A 24,065-nucleotide genomic window follows, 5' to 3' on the forward strand; every position below is an offset into this window, starting at 1 on the left:
GGCGGCGGCTGCGGGGATCCGCCGGCGGGCGGCGTGGCGCAGGCATGGGTTGCCAGGGGCGGGGTTTTCCGGGCAGAAGCCGCCGCGATGACCCCCGCCGCCCGCCTCTCCGCCGCGATCGAGCTCTTCGACGCGACCCTCGCCGGCGAGCCCGCCGAGCGGGCGCTGACGCGCTGGGCGCGGGCGAGCCGGTTCGCGGGCTCGAAGGACCGCGCGGCGGTGCGCGATCTCGTCTACGACGCGATCCGCCGGCGGCGCTCGCTGGCCTGGGCGGGCGGGGCGGAGACCGGGCGGGCGATCCTGCTGGCGCAGCAGGCCGCCGAGGGGGTGGATCTCGAGGCGCTCTGCACCGGCGAGGGGCACGATCCCGCGCCGCTGACCGCGGAGGAGCGGGCGCGGCTGGCCGCGCCGCCGGCGGGCGCGCCGGATCCGGTCCGGCTCGATTATCCGGACTTCCTCGACGCCAGCCTGCGGGCCTCGCTGGGGGCGGATTTCGAGCCCGTGCTGGCGGCGATGCAGGCGCGGGCGCCGGTGGATTTGCGGGTGAACACGCTGAAGACGAACGTCGGCGCGGCGCTGGTGGCGCTCGCGCGCGACGGCGTGTCGGCCGAGGCGCAGCCGCTCGCGCCGAACGCGCTCCGGGTGGTGGAGAACCCGCGCGCCGTGGCGTCGAGCCGGGCCTATACGCAGGGCATGGTCGAGCTGCAGGACGTGTCGAGCCAGCTCGTCGCCGCGCTGGCCGGGGCGCGGCCGGGGATGGTGGCGCTCGACTATTGCGCGGGCGGGGGCGGCAAGACGCTGGCGCTGGCCGCGGCGATGCGGGGCGAGGGGCGGCTGCTCGCCTGGGACGCCAATCCGCGGCGGATGGCCGATCTGCCGGAGCGGGCGCGGCGCGCCGGCGCGGTGGTGCAGGTGCTGGAGCCGGCCGGGTTGGCGCGGCTGGGACCGGTCTGCGATCTCGTGCTGGTGGACGCGCCCTGCTCGGGGACCGGGGCGTGGCGGCGCAAGCCGGAGGGGAAGTGGCGGCTGACCGAGGCGGAGCTTGCGTCCTATCCGCCGCTGCAGGACGGCATCCTCGACGGCGCCGCGCGGGTGGTGAAGCCGGGGGGCGCGCTGGTCTATGCGACCTGCTCGCTGCTCGCGGTGGAGAACGAGGCGCGGGCGGCGGCGTTCGCGGCGCGCCACCCGGGCTGGAAGGCCGAGGGGACGCGGCGGCTGAGCCCGCTCGACGGCGGCGACGGGTTCTTCGTGGCGCGCTTCCGGGCGCCGTGAGCGCACAACCGCCGCCGGTTTCACCCGCACTGAACATTACCTATGGTTGAGTTGGCCGGAATCGGCTAGTCTCGGCGCCCGTGTGTCGGCGGATGGACGGGACGGCGGACGTGAGCGACGAGACGCAGAACCTGATCGACGGCCGCGCGGGCGGCTTCGCCCTGGCGGCGACGGGCCTCCTCGCCGGGGCGGCGGTGGCGGCGGCGGGCGGCGGCGTGGCGGCCCCCGCCGGAATCGCTGCGGCGGTGCTGATCTTCGGCGGCTACGTCGCCGCGCAGCGCGTGGGGCTCGTCGAGAGCGGAAGCGCGGGCCGGCGCGGGCTGCCGCAGTTCGAGGCCTGCGCGGAGCCGGTCTTCGTCACCGACTTCCAGGGCCGCGTCGCGGCGCGAAATCCCGTCGCGGAGCGCATGGCGGCGTCCGGGCCGCTGCTCGCGCCGTGGTGCGAGGACCCGCGGGCGAGCCTCTACCGCCTGGCCCGCGAGGCCCGCGCCAACGGCGTCGCCGCCGAGCCGGCGCTCGACCCCGGCCAGCGCGTGGTGGCGACCCGCCACGGCCGCCGCAGCCTGCTCTGGCGGATCGAGCGGCTGCCCGGGACGGCGACGCCGGGCCTCGCCGGGGCGGGGGCGCCCTGGCTTCGAATCGACGCCGAGGGCCGCATCCTCGCCGCCAACGCCGCCGCCGAGGCGCTGGCCCCCGGCGCGACGCGGGTCGAGGCGCTGGTCGCCGACCCGCCGCTTCGCGCCGACGGCGTCCACTCGCTGGCGAGCTCCGGCCGCGCCGCCCGCGCCGTGGTCATGCCGGGCGAGGACGGCACGCGCGACGTGCTGCTGATCCCGCTCGACGTCGCCGAGGTCTCGGGCCTCGTGCCCGACCACTTCCTCGAGGACCTGCCGGTGGCGCTCGCCCGGCTGGAGACGACCGGCCGGCTCACCTACGCCAACACCGCGGCGCGGGCGCTGCTCGGGCCGCGGGCCGAGCCGGGCGCGAACATCGCCGAGCTGATCGAGGGGCTCGGCCGCCCGATCGCCGAGCGCCTCGCCGACACGCTGCGCGGCCGCGCCCTCGGCCGCTCCGAGGTCGCCCGCGGCATGGTCGACGGCCAGGAGATCTTCCTGCAGGTCGCCTTCACCCGCACCATGCTCGACGGCGCCCCCTCGCTCCTCGCCGTGCTCTCCGACGCGACCGAGCTGAAGACGCTGGAGGCGCAGTTCGTGCAGAGCCAGAAGATGCAGGCCGTGGGCCAGCTCGCCGGCGGCGTCGCCCACGACTTCAACAACCTGCTGACCGCGATCAACGGCCATTGCGACCTGCTGCTGATGCGCCACGACGTCGCCGACGTCGAGCATGGCGACCTGATGCAGATCCGCCAGAACGCCAACCGCGCCGCGGCGCTCGTCCGCCAGCTCCTCGCCTTCTCGCGCAAGCAGACCCTGCGTCCCACGATCATCAACTTGCAGGACACGCTCTCCGAGCTCACCCACCTGCTGAACCGGCTCCTGACCGACAAGGTCACCTTGCGCATCTCGCACGGGCCCGACCTCTGGCCGGTGCGCGTCGACGAGCGCCAGATCGAGCAGGTGATCATGAACCTCGTCGTCAACGCCCGCGACGCCATGCCGCGCGGCGGCGAGGTGCGCATCGCCACGCGCAACCTGCGGCTGGAGCAGGATCTGCACCGCGACCGGGCGGTGGTGCTGCCCGGCGACTACGTGGTGATCGAGGTCGCCGACAGCGGCACCGGCATCCCCGAGGGCAAGCTCAACAAGATCTTCGAGCCCTTCTACACGACGAAGCAGGTCGGCGAGGGCACCGGCCTCGGCCTTTCGACCGCCTACGGCATCGTCAAGCAGACCGGCGGCTTCATCTTCGCCGACAGTCCGCCGGGGCAGGGCGCGGTCTTCACCATCTACCTGCCCGCCTACGACAAGGTCGAGCCGGCGGCCGCGCCGGAGCCGGAGCCGCGCCGTCCGCGCGACCTCACGGGCCGCGGTCTCGTACTGCTGGTCGAGGACGAGGATCCGGTGCGGAGCTTCGCCGCGCGGGCGCTGCGCCTGCGCGGCTACACCGTGCTCGAGGCGGGCTCGGGCGAGGCGGCGCTGGAGATCCTCGCGGATCCCGGCCTCCACGTCGACATCATGCTCTCCGACGTGATCATGCCCGGCCTCGACGGCCCGGCCTGGGTGCGCGAGGCGCAGAAGGCGCGGCCGGGGACCAAGGTGATCTTCATGTCGGGCTATGCCGAGGACGCCTTCGTCGGCGGCGACAGCGGCGTCCCGGGCGCGGGGTTCATGCCCAAGCCCTTCACGCTCAACGAGCTGACCCAGCGGGTGAAGGAGACGCTGGAGGGGTGAACGGGGCCCGGCGTCGCCGGCTCGTCCGTCGGGGTCGGGCGGCTCGCTTCGCCCCGGGATCGTGCGCACCGGCGTGCTCTTCCGCGCCCCCTTGCCCGCCGCCGCCTGACGCGCGCTTCTCCACAGTCGCCAGGCGCGCCGATGCCCCCCTTGCGACGCCGCCCTGGCCCCGGCGCGATCGCCGGGGCAGGGCAATGGGCGGGGCGCTGCGCCGAGGCGATCGCCGGCAGGACGCCGCCCCCGGAACGGACCCGGCCCCGCCGCGGACGGGCGGCGCCGCGCCGGATCGCGCGGGCGTCCCGGCCACAGGCCGGCACCCGCAGGAGGGCGCCCCGCCCCGCCCCCCGCCCGGCTACCTTGCCAGCCGCTCCTCCAGCGCGTCCCGCAGCACCACGGCGTTGTTGTGCTCCAGGTCGTGCGCCGCGTAGAGCAGCGTCGCCGGACCGGCCTCCGCCCGCGCGAGCAGCGCGTCGAAGGGCCCGGGGCTCGCCGCGATCTCCGCGAGGTAGCGGCGGCGGAACTCGTCCCAGCGCGCCGGATCGTGGCCGAACCAGCGGCGGAGCGCGTCGCTCGGGGCCACGTCCTTCGCCCATTCGTCCATGCCGAGCCGCGCCTTGGCCACGCCGCGCGGCCAGAGCCGGTCGACGAGCACCCGCCAGCCCTCGTCCTCGCCCGGCGGAGCCCGATCCGCGCCATCACGCGGGCCGCGGCAGGGCCGTGTAGACGCGCTCGACGAAGGCGGCGAACTCGTCGATCCAGCTCTTGAGGAACTTCTCGGTGTCCGGGTTGGTCACCTCGCCCTCGTCGGTGATCAGGCCCGGCTTGAATTGCAGGTAGGCCTCCATCGTGGTCATCAGCGGCGCGCCGCAGAAGTTGAGCACGCCGCGCAGGCTCTGCTGGGCGAGCGCGGTGCCGATCATGCCGGGCGAGGTGCCGATCACCCCCGCGGGCTTGCGCGAGAAGGCGTTCTGCCCGTAGGGGCGCGTCCCCCAGTCCAGCGCGTTCTTGAGCCCGCCGGGGATCGAGCGGTTGTATTCCGGCGTGACGAACACGAAGGCCTCCTGTGCGGCAAGCGCCTCCTTGTAGGCGCGCGCCGGGGCGGGGAAGTCCTTGTCGTAGTCGTAGGAGTAGAGGGGCAGGTCGGCGAAGCCGATCTCGGTCATCACCAGCTCGGCCGGGGCCAGCCGCACCAGCGCGCGGGCGAGCTTGCGGTTGATCGACCCCTTGGCGAGGCTTCCGACGAGATAGCCGACGCGATAGTTGGACATGGCGTTCTCCTTGCTGCCGGCGCGAGTATGGCGCGGAAGCCGCGGTTCACCAAACGTTAGGGTTTCGCGCCGAGCGTCGGGCGAGCCTTGAAGATTTGCGTTGCAATGTTCCTGTTTTTCCCCAAGTGTGGGGAGCGAGAACAAGGCATGAACGGTCTGCCCGGATTGCCGCGATCCGACAGGTGTGGAATATAGGGGCACGAGATGAGCTCTCCCGTGGTGGACTTCTCCGAAAGACGCGGCATGGACAAGCAGAAGGCGCTGGAATCGGCGCTGGCGCAGATCGAGCGCAGCTTCGGCAAGGGCTCGATCATGCGGCTCGGCGCGACGCCGGCGCTCGACATCGAGGCGATCTCGACCGGCTCGATCGGCCTCGACATCGCGCTCGGCATCGGCGGCCTGCCCAAGGGGCGGATCATCGAGATCTACGGGCCGGAAAGCTCGGGCAAGACGACGCTGGCGCTGCACGTGCTGGCCGAGGAGCAGCGCGCCGGCGGCGTCTGCGCCTTCGTCGACGCCGAGCACGCGCTCGACCCGGCCTATGCGAAGAAGGTCGGCGTCAACATCGACGAGCTGCTGATCAGCCAGCCCGACACCGGCGAGCAGGCGCTCGAGATCACCGAGACGCTGGTGCGTTCCGGCGCGGTCTCGGTGGTGGTGGTCGACTCGGTCGCGGCGCTGACGCCGAAGTCCGAGCTCGAGGGCGAGATGGGCGAGGCGCAGGTCGGCGCCCAGGCCCGGCTGATGAGCCAGGCGATGCGCAAGCTCACCGCGGCGATCTCGCGGTCGAACTGCATGGTGATCTTCATCAACCAGATCCGCATGAAGATTGGCGTGATGTTCGGCAGCCCCGAGACGACCTCGGGCGGCAACGCGCTGAAGTTCTACGCGAGCGTGCGGCTCGACATCCGCCGGATCGGCGCGATCAAGGACCGCGACGAGGTGGTGGGCAACTCCACGCGCGTGAAGGTGGTGAAGAACAAGGTCGCCCCGCCGTTCCGGCAGGTCGAGTTCGACATCATGTACGGCGAGGGCATCTCCAAGCGCGGCGAGCTGATCGACCTCGGGGTCAAGGCCGGCGTGGTGGAGAAGTCGGGGGCCTGGTACTCCTTCGCCGACCAGCGCATCGGCCAGGGGCGGGAGAACGCCAAGACCTTCCTCAAGGACAATCCCGACATCGCCTGGGCGATCGAGGACAAGATCCGCGCCGCCCACGGCCTCGACTTCGGCATGACGGCCGAGGAATCGGCCGAGGTCCTCGACGACTGAACCGCCTTCGGAGGGAGGCCGGCCTCGGGGGCATCGAGCCCCCCTCGTCCGGGCGGCGGCGCGAGAAGCGCCCCCGCCAAGCCCGCGTCCGCGGACCGGATTGCGGGAAGATCGTGATATATGTTTCAATAGCTTAATCAGCGTCCCGCTGTGGGACGCTGCGCGGGCGCGCCTCCGCCGAGCGTGGACAGCACCGGGCGGCGGCGCTAACGGTAGCGAAACCGACGGGCCGCCTCGCTGCGGACCGGTCATTCCTGCGCGAACGGAAGAGCCCATGGCGAGCCTGAACGACATCCGATCGACCTTCCTCGACCATTTCGCGCAGAACGACCACCGGGTGGTCGAGAGCTCGCCGCTGGTGCCGCGCAACGACCCGACGCTGATGTTCACCAACTCGGGCATGGTGCAGTTCAAGAACCTGTTCACCGGGCCGGAGCACCGCGACTACGTCCGCGCCACCACCAGCCAGAAGTGCGTCCGCGCCGGCGGCAAGCACAACGACCTCGACAACGTGGGCTACACGGCGCGGCACCACACCTTCTTCGAGATGCTGGGGAACTTCTCCTTCGGGGACTATTTCAAGGAGAGCGCCATCCCCTACGCCTGGGACCTGCTGACCCGCGGGTTCGGGCTGCCGAAGGACAAGCTCCTCGTCACGGTCTACCACGACGACGAGGCGGCGGCGGCCCTGTGGCGCAAGGTCGCCGGCCTGCCGGAGGAGCGGATCATCCGCATCGCCACCTCGGACAATTTCTGGATGATGGGGCCGACCGGCCCCTGCGGGCCGTGCTCGGAGATCTTCTACGACCACGGGCCGGGCGTGGCGGGCGGGCCGCCGGGGAGCCCGGACGAGGACGGCGACCGGTTCATCGAGATCTGGAACCTCGTCTTCATGCAGTACGAGAGCCACGAGGACGGCTCGCGCACGCCCCTGCCGCGGCCGTCGATCGACACCGGCATGGGGCTCGAGCGCGTCGGCGCGGTGCTGCAGGGCAAGCACGACAACTACGACACCGACCTGATGCGGGCGCTGATCGAGGCGACGGCGCATGCGACGAACGCCGACCCGGACGGGCCGGGCAAGGTGCATTGCCGGGTGATCGCAGACCACCTGCGCTCGACGTCGTTCCTGATCGCCGACGGGGTGCTGCCCTCGAACGAGGGCCGCGGCTACGTGCTGCGCCGGATCATGCGCCGCGCCATGCGCCACGCGCACCTGCTCGGCGCGCAGGACCCGGTGATGTGGCGGCTGGCGCCGGCGCTGGTGCAGCAGATGGGCCAGGCCTTCCCGGAGCTGGTCCGGGCGCGGCCGCTGATCGAGGAGACGCTGCAGCTCGAGGAGACCCGGTTCAAGACCACGCTCGACCGTGGGCTGAAGCTCCTCGACGACGAGGTCGGCCGCCTGCCCGAGGGCGGCGCGCTGCCCGGCGAGGCGGCGTTCCGGCTCTACGACACTTACGGCTTTCCGCTCGACCTGACCCAGGACGCGCTGCGCGAGCAGGGCCGCGCCGTCGACGTCGCCGGCTTCGAGGCGGCGATGGCGGAGCAGAAGGCCCGCGCCCGCGCCGCCTGGGCGGGCTCGGGCGAGGCGGCGGAGGGGGCGATCTGGCTGACGCTGGCCGAGCGGCTCGGGCCGACGGAGTTCCTCGGCTACGACACCGAGACCTCCGAGGGCCAGGTCGCGGCGCTCGTCCGCGACGGCGCCGAGGTCGACGCGGCCGAGGCGGGCGAGACCGTCCAGATCGTGCTGAACCAGACGCCGTTCTACGGCGAATCCGGCGGCCAGGTCGGCGACGCGGGCACGCTGCGCACCGACGCGGCGAAAGTGGCGATCACCGACGTGAGGAAGCGCGCCGGCCTCTTCGTCCACGAGGGACGCGTCGAGAGCGGCCGGCTCGTGCGCGGCGCGGCGGCGGAGCTTGCGGTCGACCACGAGCGGCGGAGCGCCATCCGGGCGCATCACTCGGCGACCCACCTGCTGCACGAGGCGCTGCGCCGGACGCTCGGCGACCACGTCGCCCAGCGCGGCAGCCTCGTCGCGCCGGACCGGCTGCGCTTCGATTTCACCCACGGCAGGGCGATGACCCCGGCGGAGCTCGCGGCGGTCGAGGCCGAGGTCAACGCCTTCGTGCGGCAGAACACCCAGGTCGACACCCGCATCATGACGCCCGACGCCGCCGAGAAGATCGGCGCCCGGGCGCTCTTCGGCGAGAAGTACGGCGAGGAGGTGCGGGTCGTCTCGATGGGGACCAGCCCCGGCTCCGGCGTGGGGCCGCGCGGCGAGACCTATTCGCTGGAGCTCTGCGGCGGCACCCATGTGTCGCGCACCGGCGACATCGGCGCCTTCCGCCTGACCTCGGAGACCGCCTCGGCGAGCGGCGTGCGGCGCGTCGAGGCGCTGACCGGCGAGGCGGCCCGCGCCCATACCGCGGGCGATATCGCCGCGCTCGCCGAGGCGGCGGGCCTGCTGCGCGCCCGCCCCGACGAGCTGGCCGAGCGCATCCGGGCGCTCCTCGACGAGCGCAAGGCGCTGACGCAGGAGGTGGCCGACCTCCGCCGCAAGGCGGCGCTCGCGCGCGGGGGCGGCGGCGAGGCGGCGCCCGAGACGGTGAAGGGCGTGAGCTTCCTCGCCCGCGCGCTGACCGGCGTCTCCGGCAAGGACCTGCGCGGGCTGATCGACGAGCACAAGGCGCAGCTGAAGTCCGGCGTGGTGCTGCTCGTCGCCGACACCGGCGACCGGGCCGCGGTGGCCGCGGGCGTCACCGCCGACCTGACGGGCCGGATCTCGGCGGTCGACCTCGTGCGGGTCGCGGCCGAGGCGCTCGGCGGCAAGGGCGGCGGCGGCCGGCCCGACATGGCGCAGGCCGGCGGCGCGGACGCGAGCAAGGCCCCCGAGGCCATCGCCGCGGCGCGGGCCCTGCTGGAAGCCTGAGGAGAGAGAAGATGCCAGCCTACTGGATCGCGCATGTCAGCGTGACGAACGACGAGGCCTATGGCCGCTACGCGAAACTCGCCGGCCCGGCGATCGCGGCGCATGGCGGGAAATTCCTCGCCCGCGGCGGGGCCCATGTGCAGCTCGAGGGCAGGGACCGGGCGCGCAACGTCGTGGTGGAGTTCCCCGACATCGCCGCGGCCGAGGCGTGCTATCGCTCCGAGGCCTACCAGGCGGCGCTGGCGCATGCGAAGGGCGCTTCGGAGCGCGACCTCGTCGTGGTGGCGGGCGTCGAGGGCTGAAGAACGGGCCGAACGGCCGACGACAGGGAGAGACTGCATGGAACGGGTCCGCTGGGGCATTCTCGGCGCGGGCAAGATCGCCCGGGAATGGGTGGCGCCGGCGCTGCATTCGAGCGCGCGGGGCGACCTCGTCGCGGTGGCGAGCCGCACGCCGGGCAAGGCCGAGGCGCTGGCCGCGCCCTATGGCGCGCGGACGCACGCAAGCTACGAGGCGCTGCTCGCCGACGAGGGCGTGGACGCGGTCTACATCCCGCTGCCGAACGGCGACCACGTGACCTGGACGGCCAAGGCGCTGACCGCCGGCAAGCACGTGCTCTGCGAGAAGCCGATCGCGCTCGATGCGCGCGAGATCGACGGGCTGATCGCGCTCCGCAACCGCACCGGCCTCGTCGCCGCCGAGGCGTTCATGGTGACGCATCACCCGCAATGGATCCGCGCCCGCGAGATCGTCCGGGGCGGCGGGATCGGCCGGCTGAGGCAGGTGCAGGGGGCGTTCTCGTTCTTCAACGACGATCCCGACAACATCCGCAACATGCCCGAGCTCGGCGGCGGCGCGCTGCGCGACATCGGGGTCTATCCGTGCGTGACCACGCGGTTCGTCACCGGGGCGGAGCCGGTCTCGGTCGCGGCCGAGATCGACTGGCACCGGGGGATCGATGCGACGGCGCGGGTGCAGGCGACGTTCCCGGACTTCCGGCTCGACTTCTACGTGTCGATGCGGATGGCGCTGCGGCAGGCGATGACCTTCCACGGCGACAAGGGCTGGCTTTCCGTCCATGCGCCGTTCAACGCCGGGGCCTATGGCGACGCGGTGCTGGAGCTGCGCGGCGGCGACGCGGTGGCGACGCTGGAGCGGTTTCCGCGGTCGGACCAGTACCTGGCGCAGGCGGAGGCCTTCAACGCCGCGGTGCTCGACGGCGCGCCCTATGCCTGCCCGCTGGAGTTCTCGCGGGGGAACCAGGCGATGATCGACATGATCTACGCGGCCGCCGGGCCGGCCTGACCCCCTCCGCGGATTCAGCCCCCCGAAAGCCCCCGTGGCTAACCGTCGGAGGCCGGCGCGAATCGGCGCGCCGGCGGCCTCCCTTGCGGGGGCGGTCGATTCGGTGCAGCCTATCCACAGGGGGAACCGTGAGATGACGGGACGGGGACTGGCCGCGACGCTGCTCGCGGCGCTGCTGACAATGGGGTGCGTGCCGGAGGACGTCGCGGTGACGACGCCGCCGCCGGAGATCACGCCCGTGGATCCGGCGGTCTATGCGGCGCGGAACGACGGCGGGCGGATGCTGGCGGCGATCGACGTCGCGGCGTTCCACCCGGCGCTGCTGCGCAACCGCGTGCCCTACGCCACGACCGAGGCGCCGGGGACGATCGTCATCGACACCAAGGGGCCGTTCCTCTACCTGGTCGAGCCCGACGGGATGGCGACGCGCTACGGGATCGCGGTCGGGCGCGAGGGCTTCGGCTGGACGGGCGCGGGCTATGTCGCGCGGACGGCGCGCTGGCCGGGCTGGACGCCGCCGCCGGAGATGATCGCGCGCGATCCCTCGCTGGCGAAATGGGCGGGCGGGATGCCGGGCGGGCCGCAGAACCCGCTCGGGGCGCGGGCGCTCTACATCTATTTCGACGGGCACGATTCCGGCTATCGCATCCACGGGACCAACCAGCCGAAGTCGATCGGCTGGGCGGCGTCGTCGGGCTGCTTCCGGATGCTGAACCAGGACGTGATCGACCTCTACGAGCGGGTCGAGACCGGGGCGAGGGTCGTCGTCATCTGACCGCGGGGCCTCGGGACAACGCCGTTTCCCGGTGCTAGACGGGGCGGCGCAACCGAGGAGCCCCTGCCCGTGACCACAGCCGCCCTGAACGACCACCTGCGCCGCATCGCCGCGATGGAGCGGGTGGCGCGCCTGCTCGGCTGGGACATGGAGACGCAGATGCCGCGGCGGGGGGCGGCGCAGCGGGCGGAGGAGGCCGGCGCGGTGGCGCGGGCGCTGCACGCGCTGGAGGCGGACCCGGCGCTCGCGGAGGCGGCGGAGGCGGCCGAGGCGGCGGGGCCGGACGCGGCGACGGCGGTGCAGGTGGCGGAGGCGCGGCGGATCCACGGGCGGGCGACGCGGGTGCCGGCGGCGCTGGCGGCGGAGCTGGCGGCGACCTGCGCCGAGGCGCAGACGGTGTGGGAGCGGGCGCGGGCGGCGCGGCTTTTCGCGGATTTCGCGCCGGCGCTCGACCGGGTGGTGCGGCTGAAGCGGAACGAGGCGGCGTGCCTCGCGCGCGAGGGGGTGAGCGGCTACGACGCGCTCCTCGACGAGCACGAGCCGGGGATGACGGCGGCGGCCGCGGCGGAGCTGTTCGGGGCGCTGCGGCCGGGGCTGGTGGATCTGCGGGGGCGGATCGCGGCGAGCGGGGTCGAGGCGCCGCGGCTGGAGGGGCGGTTCCCGAAGGAGCGGCAGATCGCGCTGTCGCGGAAGATCGCGGGGGCGCTCGGGTACGAGTGGGAGGCGGGACGGATCGACCTCGCGGCGCATCCCTCGTGCTCGGGGACGCTCGGGGACGTGCGGATCACCACGCGGGTCGACGAGGCGGACCCGCTCGGCAGCATCTACAGCACGATCCACGAGATGGGCCATGCGCTCTACGAGCAGGGGCTCGACCCGGAGACCGGGCTGACGCCGGCGGGGCAGTTCGCGTCGATGGGGGTGCACGAGAGCCAGTCGCGGCTCTACGAGAACCAGATCGGGCGGAGCCGGGCGTTCGCGGAGTGGCTCCATCCGCAGATGGTCGAGGCCTTCGGGGAGCTGTCGCTCGACGGGCCGGACGCGCTCTTCCGGGCGGTGAACCGGGTGGAGACCGGGTTCATCCGCACCGAGGCGGACGAGGTCCACTACAACCTCCACGTCATGCTGCGCTTCGATCTCGAGCGGGCGCTGCTGGCGGGGGATCTCGACGTCGACGGGCTGGAGGCGGCGTGGGATGACCGGTTCGAGCAGGATTTCGGAATGCGGCCGCCGGACGCGGCGCAGGGGGCGCTGCAGGACGTGCACTGGTCGTTCGGGGCGTTCGGGTACTTCCCGACCTATACCTTCGGCAACGTCTATGCGGCGGCGCTGGACGGGGCGCTGCGGGCGGAGGTGGGGGACCTCGACGCGCGGGTGGCGACGGGGGACCTCGGGCCGGCGCTGGAGTGGCTGCGGCCGCGGATCCACCGGCGGGGGCGGATGCTGCCGCCGGGGCGGCTGATCGCCGAGGCGGCGGGGCGGGAGGCGCGGCCGGAGGCGCTGGTGGCCGCGCTCCGGGCGAAGTTCGAGCCGCTCTACGGGTTGTAGGCCGGCCGAGCAGCTGGCGGCCGCGCGGCGGGGCGCAGGCGTGTTCACGCGTGAATATTAGCCAAGCCATTGATTCTATTGAAACGCAGGAATCGTTTTGCGCCTGTTCCTCGCTTGTCCGCGTGACACGACTCCAGCGCCGTGCGCCCTCACGGCCAATCGCCCGTGGTGCTTTTGGGCGAGATCAGAGCAGATGCGAACGGGCGGTATCTCGATGATATTTTTTGTGCGCAAGTATATTTCTAAATATTTTGAATATAAACGGTGAAAATCATTGCACAGTTATCAGCGCCGCATTTCGCGGCGTCGTTCGACTCACTTGAAGCTTGCGTCCTCTCTGCCCCGACCGCTCCGCGTCGAGCAGGTTGACATGCGCATGTCAACCTGCGGGAGCCGTCGCGAGGCGAGACGCCGCCGCCGGTCGATCCTTGGAGCGTGGCCCTGTCCGCGGCGGCCCTGCGCCGGACCGATTGCCGGGCGCGCTCGCCGGGGCGGGTCAGGGGCGGGGGGCGATGAGGCGGTCGTAGAGGAGGGGGGCGAGCGAGACGGTCAGGATGATGCGGGCGAGGTGGTGGACGATGACGAAGGCGGGCTCGATGCCGAGGGAGATCGCCACGAGACCCATCTCGGCGATGCCGCCGGGGGAGAAGGCGAGGAAGATCGCCGAGGCGGTGGCCGGTACGAGGCGGTCGAGCCCGAGCGCGAAGGCGCCGGCGAGGCCGACCGAGACCGCGGTGGTGACGAGGGTGAGGCCGAAGCCGCGGACGAGGTCGCGATGGGCGACGCCGGAGAAGCGCAGGCCGAGCATCGAGCCCACCACCATCTGCGCGACGTGGACGACGAGCACGGGGACCTGCGCCGCCGAGAGGCCGGAGAGGTGCAGCGCGGCGCTGGCGAGGAACGGCCCGAGCATCACCCCGGCCGGCATGCGCACCCGCACGGCGAGGAGCGCGCCGCCGAGGGCGCAGAGCAGCAGCAGCGCCGCGTCGACGGGGCCGGGCAGGCCGGCGGCGTCGGGCGCGTGCGGGGGGCGGCCCTCGGCGGTGGCGACGAAGGTGAGGATCAGCGGCACCGCCGCGACGGCGATGGCGATGCGGGTCAGGTGCATCGTCGCCATCGTCGCGGTGTCGCCGCCGCGGGATTCGCCGAGCAGCACGGAATCGACCAGCCCACCGGGGCTGGCGGCGAAGAACGCCGTCGGCCGGTCGAAGCCGCCGAGCCGGCGCAGGACGGCGTAGCCGGCGAGCTGCGTCAGCACGACGAAGACCGCGACGCCGATCAGGCTCGGCCACCAGCGCGCGGCCTGGTCGAGGATCTGCGGGGTGACGGTCGCGCCGACGCCGACGCCGATCACCGGGGTGAACACCGGCCGGCTCCAGGCCGGCATCCGCGGCGCGACGCCGAAGGGCGCGAGGCCCGCCATCGCCGCGGCGGCCGAGGCGATCATCGGGCCGAGGAGCCAGGGGAGCGGCGCGCCGATCGCCACGGCGGCCGGCGCGGCGGGCGCGGCGATGGCGATGGCGAGGAGAATCCCGGGCGAATTCCTCACGGCAGCTCCGCAAGGAGGCAGTCGATGACCCGGGGGAGCGTCTCGACGGGGAGGATCACCAGCATCGCGGGGCCGTCGAAGGCGAGGCGGAGCGGGCCGCCGGTGGCCTCGTTGGAGGTGCCGATGCGGGCGTCGGGGGCGAGCGTGCGGCCGGCGACCGTCCAGCGCAGGCCCTCGCAGGCGAGGCCGGTGGCGGGCGCCATCGGGAAGAGCGAGACGCGCATCCCGGCGGGCAGGTCGAGCGCGAGGCGGGGCGGACAGCGGAACGCGAGATCCTCGCCGCCGATCAGGATGGCCGGGGGCGCCGGCCAGCGCACCAGCGCGTTCATCGCGGCGAGCTGGTGGTCGATGCGGCCGTGCAGGAAGCCGAGGCCGAGGACGAGCGGCGCGCGGATGGCGGCGAGGCATTTCTCGAGGTCGGTGGTGTCCTGGTCGTCGCTCGGGTGGATGGCGACGCCGCGGGCGGCGAGGGCGGCGAGGTCGCGGACCGAATCCATGTCGCCGATCACCGCCGCGAAGTCGCGCCCGCCCGGCAGCGCCAGGTCGCCGCCGCCGTCGGCGGCGACGGCGAGCGGCGCGAGGGCGAGCGCCTGCGCGAGCTGCGCCGGATCGACCGGGCCGCCGCCGACCAGCGTGACCGGCGCGTCCGAGCTGACGAGGGGGGCGCTCAACTCCAGGGCGCGATGGCGACGGCCGAGATGGCGTTCTGCGGCGAGCCGTCGATCAGCTTGTCGGAATACGTGAGGTAGACGAGCACGTTCCTCGCCTCGTCGAAGAAGCGCACCACCTGGATGCGCTTGAAGAGCACGCTGGCGCGGCGGCCGAACACCTCCTCGCCGTCCTCGAGCTCGCCGCGGAAGTGGATCGGCCCGACCTGGCGGCAGGCGATCGAGGCGTCGGAGGTGTCCTCGGCGAGCCCGAGCGAGCCGGAGATGCCCCCCGTCCGCGCCCGGCTGACGTAGCAGGCGACGCCCTCGACCTTGGGGTCGTCGAAGGCCTCGATGACGATGCGGTGGTTGGCGCCGAGGATCTTGAAGGCGGTGGTGACCTCGCCGACCTCCTCGGCCGGGGCGGCGCCGCAGGCGCCCCAGGCGATCGCGGCCGCCGCCGCCAGCATCGTCGCGCGCATGTCCGTCCTCCTCAGCGTCCCTTGCCCGGCCCGTCGGGGTCGTCGTCCGGGTCCTCGCGTCCCAGGCCGAGGAACACGGCGCGGAACGGCAATGCCCAGATGATCCCGAGCGCCACGTAGATCAACAGCTCGACCGCGACAGGGGGCCGGTCGAAGAGCCCGACCAGCGTCGTCGCGGCGGCGATGTAGAGCGGCAGCCCGACGAGGAGGATGACGAGCGCCCAGCGGACGCGCGCCTTGCGGGAGAGCCGCCTCACGCCGCGAAGGGGTCGGTGACGAGGATGGTGTCCTCGCGCTCCGGGCTCGTCGACAGCATGGCGACGGGGCAGCCGATCAGCTCCTCGATGCGGCGGACATACTTGATCGCCTGCGCCGGCAGGTCGGCCCAGGAGCGGGCGCCGGCGGTGGTCTGCGACCAGCCCTTCATCGTCTCGTAGACCGGCTTCACCCGCGCCTGCTGGGCGGCGGCGGTGGGCAGGTGGTCGATGCGCTGGCCGTCGAGCTCGTAGGCGACGCAGATCCTCAGCTCCTCGAAGCCGTCGAGCACGTCGAGCTTGGTCAGCGCGATGCCCTTGGCGCCGGAGGTGGTGCAGGTCTGGCGCACGAGCACCGCGTCGAACCAGCCGCAGCGGCGCTTGCGCCCGGTGACGGTGCCGAACTCGTGGCCGCGCTCGCCGAGGCGCTGGCCGATCTCGTCGGTCAGCTCGGCCGGGAAGGGGCCCTCGCCGACGCGGGTGGTGTAGGCCTTGACGATGGCGAGGACGAAGCCGACCGCGCCCGGGCCCATGCCGGTGCCGGCCGCGGCCATGCCGGCGAGCGTGTTCGAGGAGGTGACGTAGGGGTAGGTGCCGAAGTCGATGTCGAGGAGCGCGCCCTGGGCGCCCTCGAAGAGGATGCGGCGGCCCTGGCGGCGCTTGGTCTCCAGCGTGCGCCAGACCGGGCCGGCGAAGGGCAGGATCCGCGGCGCGACCTCGATGAGCTTCGCGCGCAGCTCGTCGCGGTCGAAGGGCGGCGCGCCGAGGCCGCGGCGGAGCGCGTCGTGGTGGGCGAAGAGCCGGTCGAGGCGGGTGTCGAGCGTCGCCTCGTCGCCGAGGTCGGCGACGCGCACGGTGCGGCGGCCGACCTTGTCCTCGTAGGCCGGGCCGATGCCGCGGCCGGTGGTGCCGATCTTCGCCGCGCCGGCGGCCTCCTCGCGCAGGCGGTCGAGGTCCTGGTGGAGCGGCAGGATCAGGGGCGTGTTCTCGGCGATCATCAGGTTTTTCGGCGTCACCTCCACGCCGAGCTCGGCGAGCCGGCCGATCTCGGCCAGCAGCGCCCAGGGGTCGAGCACCACGCCGTTGCCGATGACGCTGAGCTTGCCCGGCCGGACGATGCCGGAGGGGAGCAGCGACAGCTTGTAGACCTTGCCGTCGACGACGAGGGTGTGGCCGGCGTTGTGGCCGCCCTGGAAGCGGGCGATGACGTCGGCGCGCTCGGAGAGCCAGTCGACGATCTTGCCCTTGCCCTCGTCGCCCCACTGCGCGCCGACGACCGCGACGTTGCCCATTGGTGTCCCCCGGCCTTTGTCCGCGGCGGGTTATATCGGCGCGGCCCGGCGGCGGGAACCGGAAATCGGCCGGGTGGATCCGCGGGCGCGGATCGGGCATGACGGAGCGGCAGGACCGGAGGGGCATCGCATGTTCAGGCATCTCGTCATCCCGACCGACGGGTCGGATCTCGCCACCGCGGCGGTGGACCGGGGCGTGGAGCTCGCGGCGCAGATCGGGGCGCGGATCACCTTCGTGACGGTGATCGAGCATTTCCACCTGATCGCCTACAGCCCGGCGCAGATCGCCGAGAGCGTCGAGGCCTACAACGCCGACACCGCGAAGCGCGCCGCCGAGATCCTCGCCGGCGCCGAGGCGAAGGCGCGGGCGGCGGGGGTGGAGGCGTCGTCGCTGGTGCGGCGGTCGGACCATCCTTACGTCGAGATCAGCGCGGCGGCGGACGAGGTCGGGGCGGACCTGATCGTCATCTCCTCGCACGGTCGGCGCGGGGTGACGGCGATGGTGCTGGGGAGCCAGACCTCGAAGCTGCTTTCCACCACTACCCGGCCGGTGCTGGTCATCCGCTAGGGAGCGCGCTGCCTGCCTCGACGGGCGACGGCGAGGGATCGCGTCGCGTCTCTCGTCGCTCACGGCTTCGGACCTGCGAGGATCGCTCCCGAGCCCTCCCGCGGCGGCCGCGTGCTGGTCGCCTTCGACGACGCGGCGATGCTGGCGCGCCGGCTGCGCGCGGCGGCCGGGGTGTTCCGCCTGTCGCCCGCGCAGACCCGGCTGGCGCTGGGCCTCCTCGAGGGCCGCGACCTTGGCGCGATCGCCGCCGGGGCGGGGGTCAGCGTCAACACGCTGCGCACCCAGCTCCAGCGCATGTTCGACAAGACCGGCGCGCGCAGCCGCGCCGCGCTGGTCGGGCTGCTGCTCGGGACGGACGCGCCGGCGGGGTAGCGGGTCGTGGCGGAGGGGTGATCTGTGTTCATGGGTGAGCGGTGGGGCCGGGTGGTTTGAGGTTGATCCGGCCAGTAGTTTGTTGATCTGGAGATATGCTGGCTGATTGTGAGATTTTTGAATTTGCGCGCGAATATATTTCGAAATATTTTGAATATGAACGGTGAAAATCATTGCATCGTTATCAGCGCCGCATTTCGCGGCGCCGTGTGACTCACTTCGATGTTCCGCCGTCCCCGCCGCTAACGCTCCGCGTCGAGCCGGGTGACATGCGCATGTCACCCGGCGGGCGCCGTCGCGGGACGGACCTCGCCGCTGGGGAGGGGCGGCGACGCGGGGAGGGAAGGTCGGGAGCTGAACAGCCGAAGCTGGTATCACCCGGCGGGCGCCGTCGCGGTAAGGGCTTGCCGCTGGGGAAACCCCTCAGGCGTCGATGCGGTAGGCGCGGAGCGCGGTGTCGCGCCAGAAGGCGCGGCGTTCCGTCTCGCTGGCGGCGGCGAGGATGTCGTCGAGGATCGCCACCCATTCGGGGTAGCGGTGGGTCAGCTCCGAGACCGTCCAGTCGCTGCCGAACATGCAGCGGTCGGCGCCGAAGGCCTCGAGCGTGCGCTCGACCCAGGGGCGGATCGCGGCCGGCGTCCAGCTCGACGGGTCGGCCTCGGTGATGACGCCGGAGACCTTGCAGACCACGTTCGGCAGCGCCGCCATCGTGGCGATCCCGCTCCACCAGGGCTCGCGCATCCCGTGGCGGATGTCGGGCTTGCCGATGTGGTCGAGGATGAAGGCGACCTCGGGGCAGCGGCGCACGAGCTCGATCGCGTAGGCCATCTGCCAGTGCTTGATGCAGATGTCGAAGCTGAGCCCGTGGCGGGCGAGGCGGCGCACCCCGTCGAGGAAGTCGGGCGTGAGCACGACGGAGGGATCGGCCTCGGTCTGGATCAGCCGGCGGACGCCGCGGACGGCGGGCAGCTCCGCCAGCGCCTCGAGCGTCGGCTCGACGCGGGCGCCGAACTCGACCGGGGCATGGGCGACGATGGCGCCGAGGCGGGGGTCGCCCGCGGCGATCCCCTGCGCCCAGCGCGCCTCGGCGAGCCCGTGGCCGGCGTCGACCGCCACCTCGGCGAAGACCAGCCGCTCGACCGCGACCGGCCCGCGGGCGGCGTCGAAGTCGGCGAGGCCGTGGCTGCGGTTGATCGCCGGGGCGCCCGCGAGCCAGCCGATCTCCACCTCGGCGAGGTCGTAGAGGTGGACATGGGCGTCGACGATCGGAAAGTCGGGCATGGCTCTCTCCCCCCGGGGTCGCGCCGGCGGCGCGCCCTTGCGTGCGGTCCGCGCGTCAGGTGGCGAGCGCGGCCTCGACCTCGTCGCGGAGCGCGGCGATCTCGGCCGCGGCGGCGGAGCGGCGGGCGAGCTCGGGGGCGGTGCGGCCGGTGAGCACCGCCTGCGAGAACGCCACCCGGTTGCCGAGGCGCGTGGTCATCAGCTGCGCCTGCGCCTCGCCGAGCGCGGCGATCGCCTCCTCGACCGAGCCGGAGCGCGGCGGGAAGCGGTTGAGCAGGATGCGGAGCGGGGTCTTGAGGCGGCGCGTGGTGTCGATGACGCTCGCGGTCGCCCAGACGTCCATCACCGAGGGCTGGCACGGCGCGATGACGAGGTCGCTCTCGCGCACCGCGGCGTCGAGCAGGTTCGACGCGGCGCCCGGGCAGTCGACCAGCACGAAGTCGTGGCTGCGCTTCGCCGCCTTCATGTCGGCGGCGGCGCGGTAGTCGCGGCTCTCGATGAGGTCGACCCTGGGGTCGGCGCGCAGCCCGGCCCAGCGGGTCAGCGAGCGCTGCGGGTCGAGGTCGATCAGCGCCACCCGACGCCCCGCCTCGCTCCAGGCGGCGGCGAGATGGGCGAGCACCGTGGTCTTGCCGGCGCCCCCCTTCTGCTGTGCGAAGGTGATGATGCTGCCCATGTCCCGCCCTTCTCCTTCTGGTTGTTGCGCGGCACTCTAGGCGAATCGCCCGGGATGAAAAGGCGGACAGTCAAAATCCGGTCGCTCGCCTTGCGGGCAGGCGACCCCGGTCCGTGGCAGGCGACGATAGACGGACGAGATCAGGCGATCTCGCGCTTTCGCGGGGCCGGCGCCGTGAGGCGCGTGCCGCCGACGGCCTCGCCGAAGCCCTCGGAGAGGGCGTCCGGCGCCACCGAGGCGCTGACGGCGCGACGCGCCTGCACGGATCGACGCCAGAAATAGCCCGCCAGCGCCAGCATTGCGGCCGGCCCGACGATCGCGGCAAGGATGTCCTGCGACACAAGCATGGTTCAGCGCCTCCGCTGGTTACTCTAGTCCTTCCCCACCAATAATCCAACGTCCGTGAACGAAGGATGCGCGCCCACGGCGTGGCTCGCCTCCTACCAGGCCACCCGCGGGGTCGGCCAGCTGCCGTCGATCAGGGCCACGAGCCGCGCGAGCGCCGCGGCGCGGAAGAGCTCGCCGGCGGCGGCCGTCTTGCCGCGCTCCACCTCGGCGCTGCCCGCGACAGTGACGCCGAAGCCGATCACCAGCAGGACCGCGGTCCATACGCCGAAGGCGTGGATCCCGGAGGTCGCGCCGAACACGAGGACGCCGATGCCGACGAGGCGCACCGCCTCGCTCGCGCCGGCCGCGACCGCCTCCTGCCTGCGGGCGCTGCGCTCCAGCAACAGGACGGCATCCGTGGCCCGGTCCCGGATCGCCGCGAGCGTCTGCAGCGCCCCGGCGTCGCGCAGGCGCTGGATCAGCAACACGCTCGCGGGACCGTCCTCCGCGACGACCTGCACACTCGCGAACACGGCGTCGAGATCCGTCAGGTCCCATGGATCGATGCCCGCGGCGAGCGACCGGGCCAGGCGCCTGCGCTCTGCCGATCCCGGAATGGATGCGAGGTCGATCGCCAATGCGGGTCTCCCGGCGCCGTTCATCAGGCAGCATCGACCGGGCCGGTCTGCGCCGCAAGACGTCGCCGCCTGTCGGGAGAGATGGCGCGCGACGGGAACGCCGGTCTATAGAAGGACGGAAATCGGCCGCGGGAGAACCCGATGACGGAGTGGTGGCGCGGGGCGGTGATCTACCAGATCTACCCCCGGTCGTTTCAGGATTCGAACGGCGACGGGGTGGGGGACCTGCCGGGGATCGTCGAGCGGCTGGAGCATGTGGCGCGGCTCGGGGCGGATGCGGTGTGGCTGTCGCCGATCTTTCCCTCGCCGATGGCGGACATGGGCTACGACGTCTCCGACTATACCGGCGTCGATCCGCTGTTCGGGACGCTCGCGGATTTCGACCGGCTGGTCGGGCGGGCGCATGCGCTGGGGCTGAAGGTCGTCATCGACCAGGTGCTGAGCCACACGTCCGACCAGCATGTGTGGTTCAAGGAGAGCCGGGCCGATCGCGACAACCCGCGGGCGGACTGGTATGTCTGGGCCGATCCGCGGCCGGACGGCGGGCCGCCCAACAACTGGGCCTCGGTGTTCGGCGGGCCGGCGTGGGAGTGGGACACGCGGCGGCGGCAATACTACCTGCACAACTTCCTCGCGAGCCAGCCGGACCTCAACTTCCACACCCCGGCGGTGCAGGACGCCGTGCTGGAGGTGCTGCGGTTCTGGCTGGAGCGCGGCGTCGACGGGTTCCGCTTCGACACGGTGAACTACTACTTCCACGACAGGAAGCTGCGCCCGAACCCGCCGGCGGCGCGCGACGCGGCGCTGCCGCCGGTCAATCCCTACGAGATGCAGGAGCACCTGCGCGACAAGACCCAGCCGGAGAACGTCGGCTTCCTCAAGCGGATCCGCACGCTGATGGACCACTACGAGGCGCGGACCACGGTCGGCGAGGTCGGCGAGAGCGGGGCGCGGGCCATCGAGATCATGGCCGACTACACCCGCGGCGCGAAGCGGCTGCACATGGCCTATTCCTTCGAGCTTCTGGGCGCGCCCTTCACGGCGCGGCATTTCCGCAAGGCGGTGGAGCGGTTCTACAAGGCGGCGCCGGACGGCTGCCCGTGCTGGAGCTTCTCCAACCACGACGTGATCCGTCACGCCAGCCGCTGGCTCCCCCACGCCGCCGACGCGGACGCGCTGGCGCGGCAGGCGGCGGCGCTGCTGCTGTCGCTGCAGGGCTCGGTCTGCCTCTACCAGGGCGAGGAGCTCGGGCTGCCGGAGAGCGAGCTGGAGCTGGAGGAGCTGACCGACCCGCCGGGGATCCGCTTCTGGCCGGAATACAAAGGCCGCGACGGCTGCCGGACGCCGATGCCCTGGGACGGCGAGAGCGCCAATGCGGGCTTCAGCGCCGGCAAGCCGTGGCTGCCGGTCAAGGCGCCGCAGGCGGCGCGGCACGTCGCCGGGCAGGAGGCCGACCCGGGCTCGGTGCTGGCGTTCTATCGCCGGATGCTCGCGTTCCGCCGGTCGCGGCCGGAGCTGGTCGGCGGGGGGACGCGGTTCTTCCGCGCCGACGAGCCGGTGCTCGCCTTCCTGCGGCAGGGCGAGGGGTCGGGCCTCGCCTGCGTGTTCAACCTCTCGGCGGAGACGCGGGCGGTGCGGGTGAAGGGCCTCGCGCTCTCCGCCGACGACCCGAGCCAGGCCGCGGGCCTCCTCGACCGCACGCTGACGCTCGGCGCGAACGGCTTCGCCTTCCTCGCGCCGACGGGCGAGGGCGAGCCGCGGGTGAGCTACCGGGGCTGAAAGGGAGATGGAAACCCGCATGTCCAAAGGCGCGTTGCACGCGTGATACCGGGATCAAGTCTTTGTAATAAAATACGAAACTCGGAGGCGTCAATCCTTTGTCAATGAAGGTTTACTTCCTGCCTGCGGCCTGGGAGGCGGTGGGGCGTCAGCTTCCGGCGGCCTCCTCGCGGCGGGCGAGGGCGCAGACCTCGGCCATCGTGGCGATGGCGTGGCGGCCGTGGACCAGCGCGCGGCCGAGGCGGAGGGCGGGGGCCTCGCAGGCCGCCCGCCGGGCTTCGCCGGCGATGGTCTCGAAGTCGGCGTTGTGGGCGAGGCCGAGGATGCGGCGGTGGATCTCCACCCCGCAGAAGCCGAGCGCGTCGGTCCAGATGGCGGAGAGGCGCTCGGCGAGCGCGCGCTCGGCCGCCTCGGGCTGGCCCTGGTCCTCGTAGAGCGCCGCCGGGTAGAGGATGCCGCGCCGCTCGCTCCGCCAGAGCCGCGCGAACTCCGCGGCGAACACGTCCCAGATTTCCGCCGCCACCCCGAGGATCCAGTCGCGGTAGGCGTCGCGCTCGCCCGGCGCGCCCTCGTGGCCGGATTGCGCGTGATAGGCCATCAGGAAGTTGGCGATCAGCATGCCGACGTCGAAGCCCATCGGGCCGTAGGAGGCGAATTCCGGGTCGATCACCGAGATCCGGTCCCCCACCGCCATGATCGAGCCGGTATGCAGGTCGCCATGCAGCAGCGCCTCGGCGTTCGAGGTGTAGGCCCATTTCAGGTGCTGGGCGGCGATCTTCAGGCCCGCATCGGCGCGCAGCTCGGCGACCAGCGCCTCGAGCCCGGGCGTGTGCCGGTTGAGCGGCGCGTGCCAGTACGGATCGGTGAAGACCAGCGCCTCGGTGATGTCCATCAGCGCCACGTTGCCGGCGAAGAGCGCCACGTCGGCCTTCTTCTCCGCGGTCGGCATCGAGAGGTCGGAGGAGCGGAACAGCGTCCGCGCGCAGAAGAGCCCGAGGAACTCGCCGAGGCCGGGATGCTCGACCCCGGCGATCAGGCTCTTGCGCAGGATCACGTGGTCCTCGAGGAAGTCCATCACGAGAAGCGCCTGCCCGCGGTCGAAGTGGTGGACGACCGGGACCGACCCGGGCGCGCGCGCCGCCTGCCGCGTGAGCGCGTTCCACTCGAACCACGAGCGCTCCAGCGGCAGCGGCCAGCTCTCGCCGACCAGCCGCACGTAAGGAAGCGCCTGCTTGGCGATCGCCTTGCCGGCGGGTCCGCTGACGATGAAGACGAGGTTGAGGTTGCCGTCGCCGACCTCGACTGCCCGCCACGCCGCCGGATCCGGACCGATCAGCGCGGCGAGCGCCGGGAGGGCGCCGAGCCGCGCGGGAATCGTCTCGGGGGTGAGGGGGGCGTAGGGTTCCATGGCGCTCGCGGGGGCTCGGGTGGACGGGCGCCGAGGCTCGCCCCGGCGCCGGCGCGTTGTCAATCCGCTCGG

22 protein-coding genes and 1 pseudogene are annotated in these 24,065 nt (G+C 72.8%); 11 read left to right on the forward strand and 12 right to left on the reverse strand.

Annotated elements, in window-relative coordinates; all coding sequences use genetic code 11:
* Positions 1 to 87 precede the first annotated feature (87 nt).
* On the forward strand, positions 88 to 1,272 hold the full coding sequence (locus tag KBB57_RS09940) for an RsmB/NOP family class I SAM-dependent RNA methyltransferase (RefSeq protein WP_290749343.1): 1,185 nt from the start codon (positions 88 to 90) through the stop codon (positions 1,270 to 1,272).
* A gap of 110 nt (positions 1,273 to 1,382) precedes the next feature.
* Positions 1,383 to 3,623, forward strand: coding sequence for an ATP-binding protein (locus KBB57_RS09945; RefSeq protein WP_290749345.1), 2,241 nt, complete (start codon positions 1,383 to 1,385; stop codon positions 3,621 to 3,623).
* Positions 3,624 to 3,975: 352 nt separating this feature from the next.
* Here KBB57_RS09945 and KBB57_RS09950 read toward each other — a convergent pair.
* Together KBB57_RS09950 and KBB57_RS09955 are read right to left on the reverse strand one after the other, a co-directional pair.
* Positions 3,976 to 4,281: pseudogene (locus KBB57_RS09950) on the reverse strand (DUF488 domain-containing protein); the annotation flags it as partial.
* Positions 4,282 to 4,318: 37 nt separating this feature from the next.
* Positions 4,319 to 4,891 (reverse strand): NADPH-dependent FMN reductase, encoded by a 573-nt coding sequence (locus tag KBB57_RS09955; RefSeq protein WP_290749347.1) that lies wholly within the window; start codon positions 4,889 to 4,891, stop codon positions 4,319 to 4,321.
* Between the two features lie 204 nt (positions 4,892 to 5,095).
* On the opposite strand from KBB57_RS09955, the gene recA reads away from it, so the two are divergent.
* The 6 genes from recA to KBB57_RS09985 all read left to right on the forward strand — a co-directional run bounded on the left by recA (position 5,096) and on the right by KBB57_RS09985 (position 12,720).
* Positions 5,096 to 6,160 carry a recombinase RecA gene (gene recA, locus KBB57_RS09960; protein ID WP_290749349.1) on the forward strand — a complete coding sequence of 355 codons (1,065 nt, stop codon included), beginning with the start codon at positions 5,096 to 5,098 and terminating at the stop codon, positions 6,158 to 6,160.
* A gap of 274 nt (positions 6,161 to 6,434) precedes the next feature.
* Entirely contained in the window at positions 6,435 to 9,092 is a 2,658-nt protein-coding gene (alaS, locus tag KBB57_RS09965) for an alanine--tRNA ligase (RefSeq protein ID WP_290749351.1), read from the forward strand.
* Between the two features lie 11 nt (positions 9,093 to 9,103).
* On the forward strand, positions 9,104 to 9,394 hold the full coding sequence (locus KBB57_RS09970; protein WP_290749354.1) for a DUF1330 domain-containing protein: 291 nt from the start codon (positions 9,104 to 9,106) through the stop codon (positions 9,392 to 9,394).
* A 37-nt stretch (positions 9,395 to 9,431) separates the two neighbouring features.
* Positions 9,432 to 10,397: a Gfo/Idh/MocA family oxidoreductase gene (locus KBB57_RS09975; RefSeq protein ID WP_290749355.1), complete on the forward strand. Its 966-nt coding sequence runs from the start codon at positions 9,432 to 9,434 to the stop codon at positions 10,395 to 10,397.
* Positions 10,398 to 10,530: 133 nt separating this feature from the next.
* Positions 10,531 to 11,172: a L,D-transpeptidase gene (locus KBB57_RS09980; protein ID WP_290749357.1), complete on the forward strand. Its 642-nt coding sequence runs from the start codon at positions 10,531 to 10,533 to the stop codon at positions 11,170 to 11,172.
* A 69-nt stretch (positions 11,173 to 11,241) separates the two neighbouring features.
* On the forward strand, positions 11,242 to 12,720 hold the full coding sequence (locus KBB57_RS09985; protein WP_290749359.1) for a carboxypeptidase M32: 1,479 nt from the start codon (positions 11,242 to 11,244) through the stop codon (positions 12,718 to 12,720).
* 496 nt (positions 12,721 to 13,216) lie between these two features.
* Here the strand turns inward: KBB57_RS09985 and KBB57_RS09990 are convergent, their stop codons facing one another.
* The 5 genes from KBB57_RS09990 to KBB57_RS10010 are packed head-to-tail and all read right to left on the reverse strand — an operon-like array spanning position 13,217 to position 16,944.
* Positions 13,217 to 14,269 carry an AbrB family transcriptional regulator gene (locus KBB57_RS09990; RefSeq protein ID WP_290749361.1) on the reverse strand — a complete coding sequence of 351 codons (1,053 nt, stop codon included), beginning with the start codon at positions 14,267 to 14,269 and terminating at the stop codon, positions 13,217 to 13,219.
* Positions 14,266 to 14,940, reverse strand: coding sequence for a thiamine diphosphokinase (locus KBB57_RS09995; protein ID WP_290749363.1), 675 nt, complete (start codon positions 14,938 to 14,940; stop codon positions 14,266 to 14,268). The genes KBB57_RS09990 and KBB57_RS09995 overlap by 4 nt, the downstream gene beginning before the upstream one ends.
* Positions 14,937 to 15,386, reverse strand: a complete 450-nt coding sequence (locus tag KBB57_RS10000) for a CreA family protein (RefSeq protein WP_367272673.1) — start codon at positions 15,384 to 15,386, stop codon at positions 14,937 to 14,939. Before KBB57_RS10000 ends, KBB57_RS09995 begins: the two co-directional genes overlap by 4 nt.
* A gap of 23 nt (positions 15,387 to 15,409) precedes the next feature.
* Positions 15,410 to 15,655: a DUF2842 domain-containing protein gene (locus KBB57_RS10005; RefSeq protein ID WP_290749365.1), complete on the reverse strand. Its 246-nt coding sequence runs from the start codon at positions 15,653 to 15,655 to the stop codon at positions 15,410 to 15,412.
* Positions 15,652 to 16,944, reverse strand: a complete 1,293-nt coding sequence (locus tag KBB57_RS10010; protein ID WP_290749367.1) for an adenylosuccinate synthase — start codon at positions 16,942 to 16,944, stop codon at positions 15,652 to 15,654. Before KBB57_RS10010 ends, KBB57_RS10005 begins: the two co-directional genes overlap by 4 nt.
* 130 nt (positions 16,945 to 17,074) lie before the next feature.
* On the opposite strand from KBB57_RS10010, the gene KBB57_RS10015 reads away from it, so the two are divergent.
* On the forward strand, positions 17,075 to 17,512 hold the full coding sequence (locus KBB57_RS10015; RefSeq protein ID WP_290749369.1) for a universal stress protein: 438 nt from the start codon (positions 17,075 to 17,077) through the stop codon (positions 17,510 to 17,512).
* Between the two features lie 111 nt (positions 17,513 to 17,623).
* On the forward strand, positions 17,624 to 17,884 hold the full coding sequence (locus KBB57_RS10020; RefSeq protein WP_290749371.1) for a hypothetical protein: 261 nt from the start codon (positions 17,624 to 17,626) through the stop codon (positions 17,882 to 17,884).
* A gap of 423 nt (positions 17,885 to 18,307) precedes the next feature.
* Here KBB57_RS10020 and KBB57_RS10025 read toward each other — a convergent pair whose 3' ends face one another.
* The 4 genes from KBB57_RS10025 to KBB57_RS10040 all read right to left on the reverse strand — a co-directional run bounded on the left by KBB57_RS10025 (position 18,308) and on the right by KBB57_RS10040 (position 20,806).
* Complete coding sequence (locus KBB57_RS10025) at positions 18,308 to 19,165, reverse strand: amidohydrolase (RefSeq protein ID WP_290749374.1); 858 nt, start codon at positions 19,163 to 19,165, stop codon at positions 18,308 to 18,310.
* A 55-nt stretch (positions 19,166 to 19,220) separates the two neighbouring features.
* Positions 19,221 to 19,841, reverse strand: coding sequence for a ParA family partition ATPase (gene parA / locus KBB57_RS10030; protein ID WP_290749375.1), 621 nt, complete (start codon positions 19,839 to 19,841; stop codon positions 19,221 to 19,223).
* Positions 19,842 to 19,981: 140 nt separating this feature from the next.
* Positions 19,982 to 20,188: a hypothetical protein gene (locus tag KBB57_RS10035; RefSeq protein ID WP_290749378.1), complete on the reverse strand. Its 207-nt coding sequence runs from the start codon at positions 20,186 to 20,188 to the stop codon at positions 19,982 to 19,984.
* Between the two features lie 93 nt (positions 20,189 to 20,281).
* Positions 20,282 to 20,806 (reverse strand): hypothetical protein, encoded by a 525-nt coding sequence (locus tag KBB57_RS10040; protein ID WP_290749381.1) that lies wholly within the window; start codon positions 20,804 to 20,806, stop codon positions 20,282 to 20,284.
* Positions 20,807 to 20,947: 141 nt separating this feature from the next.
* Here KBB57_RS10040 and KBB57_RS10045 point away from each other — a divergent pair, with 141 nt between their 5' ends.
* Positions 20,948 to 22,585: an alpha-glucosidase gene (locus KBB57_RS10045; RefSeq protein ID WP_290749383.1), complete on the forward strand. Its 1,638-nt coding sequence runs from the start codon at positions 20,948 to 20,950 to the stop codon at positions 22,583 to 22,585.
* Positions 22,586 to 22,733: 148 nt separating this feature from the next.
* Here the strand turns inward: KBB57_RS10045 and mtnK are convergent, their stop codons facing one another.
* Positions 22,734 to 23,993, reverse strand: a complete 1,260-nt coding sequence (gene mtnK, locus KBB57_RS10050; RefSeq protein WP_290749386.1) for an S-methyl-5-thioribose kinase — start codon at positions 23,991 to 23,993, stop codon at positions 22,734 to 22,736.
* Positions 23,994 to 24,065: the final 72 nt, after the last annotated feature.

This window comes from Amaricoccus sp. (genome assembly GCF_017993425.1).
In the GTDB taxonomy this organism is placed as follows: domain Bacteria; phylum Pseudomonadota; class Alphaproteobacteria; order Rhodobacterales; family Rhodobacteraceae; genus Amaricoccus.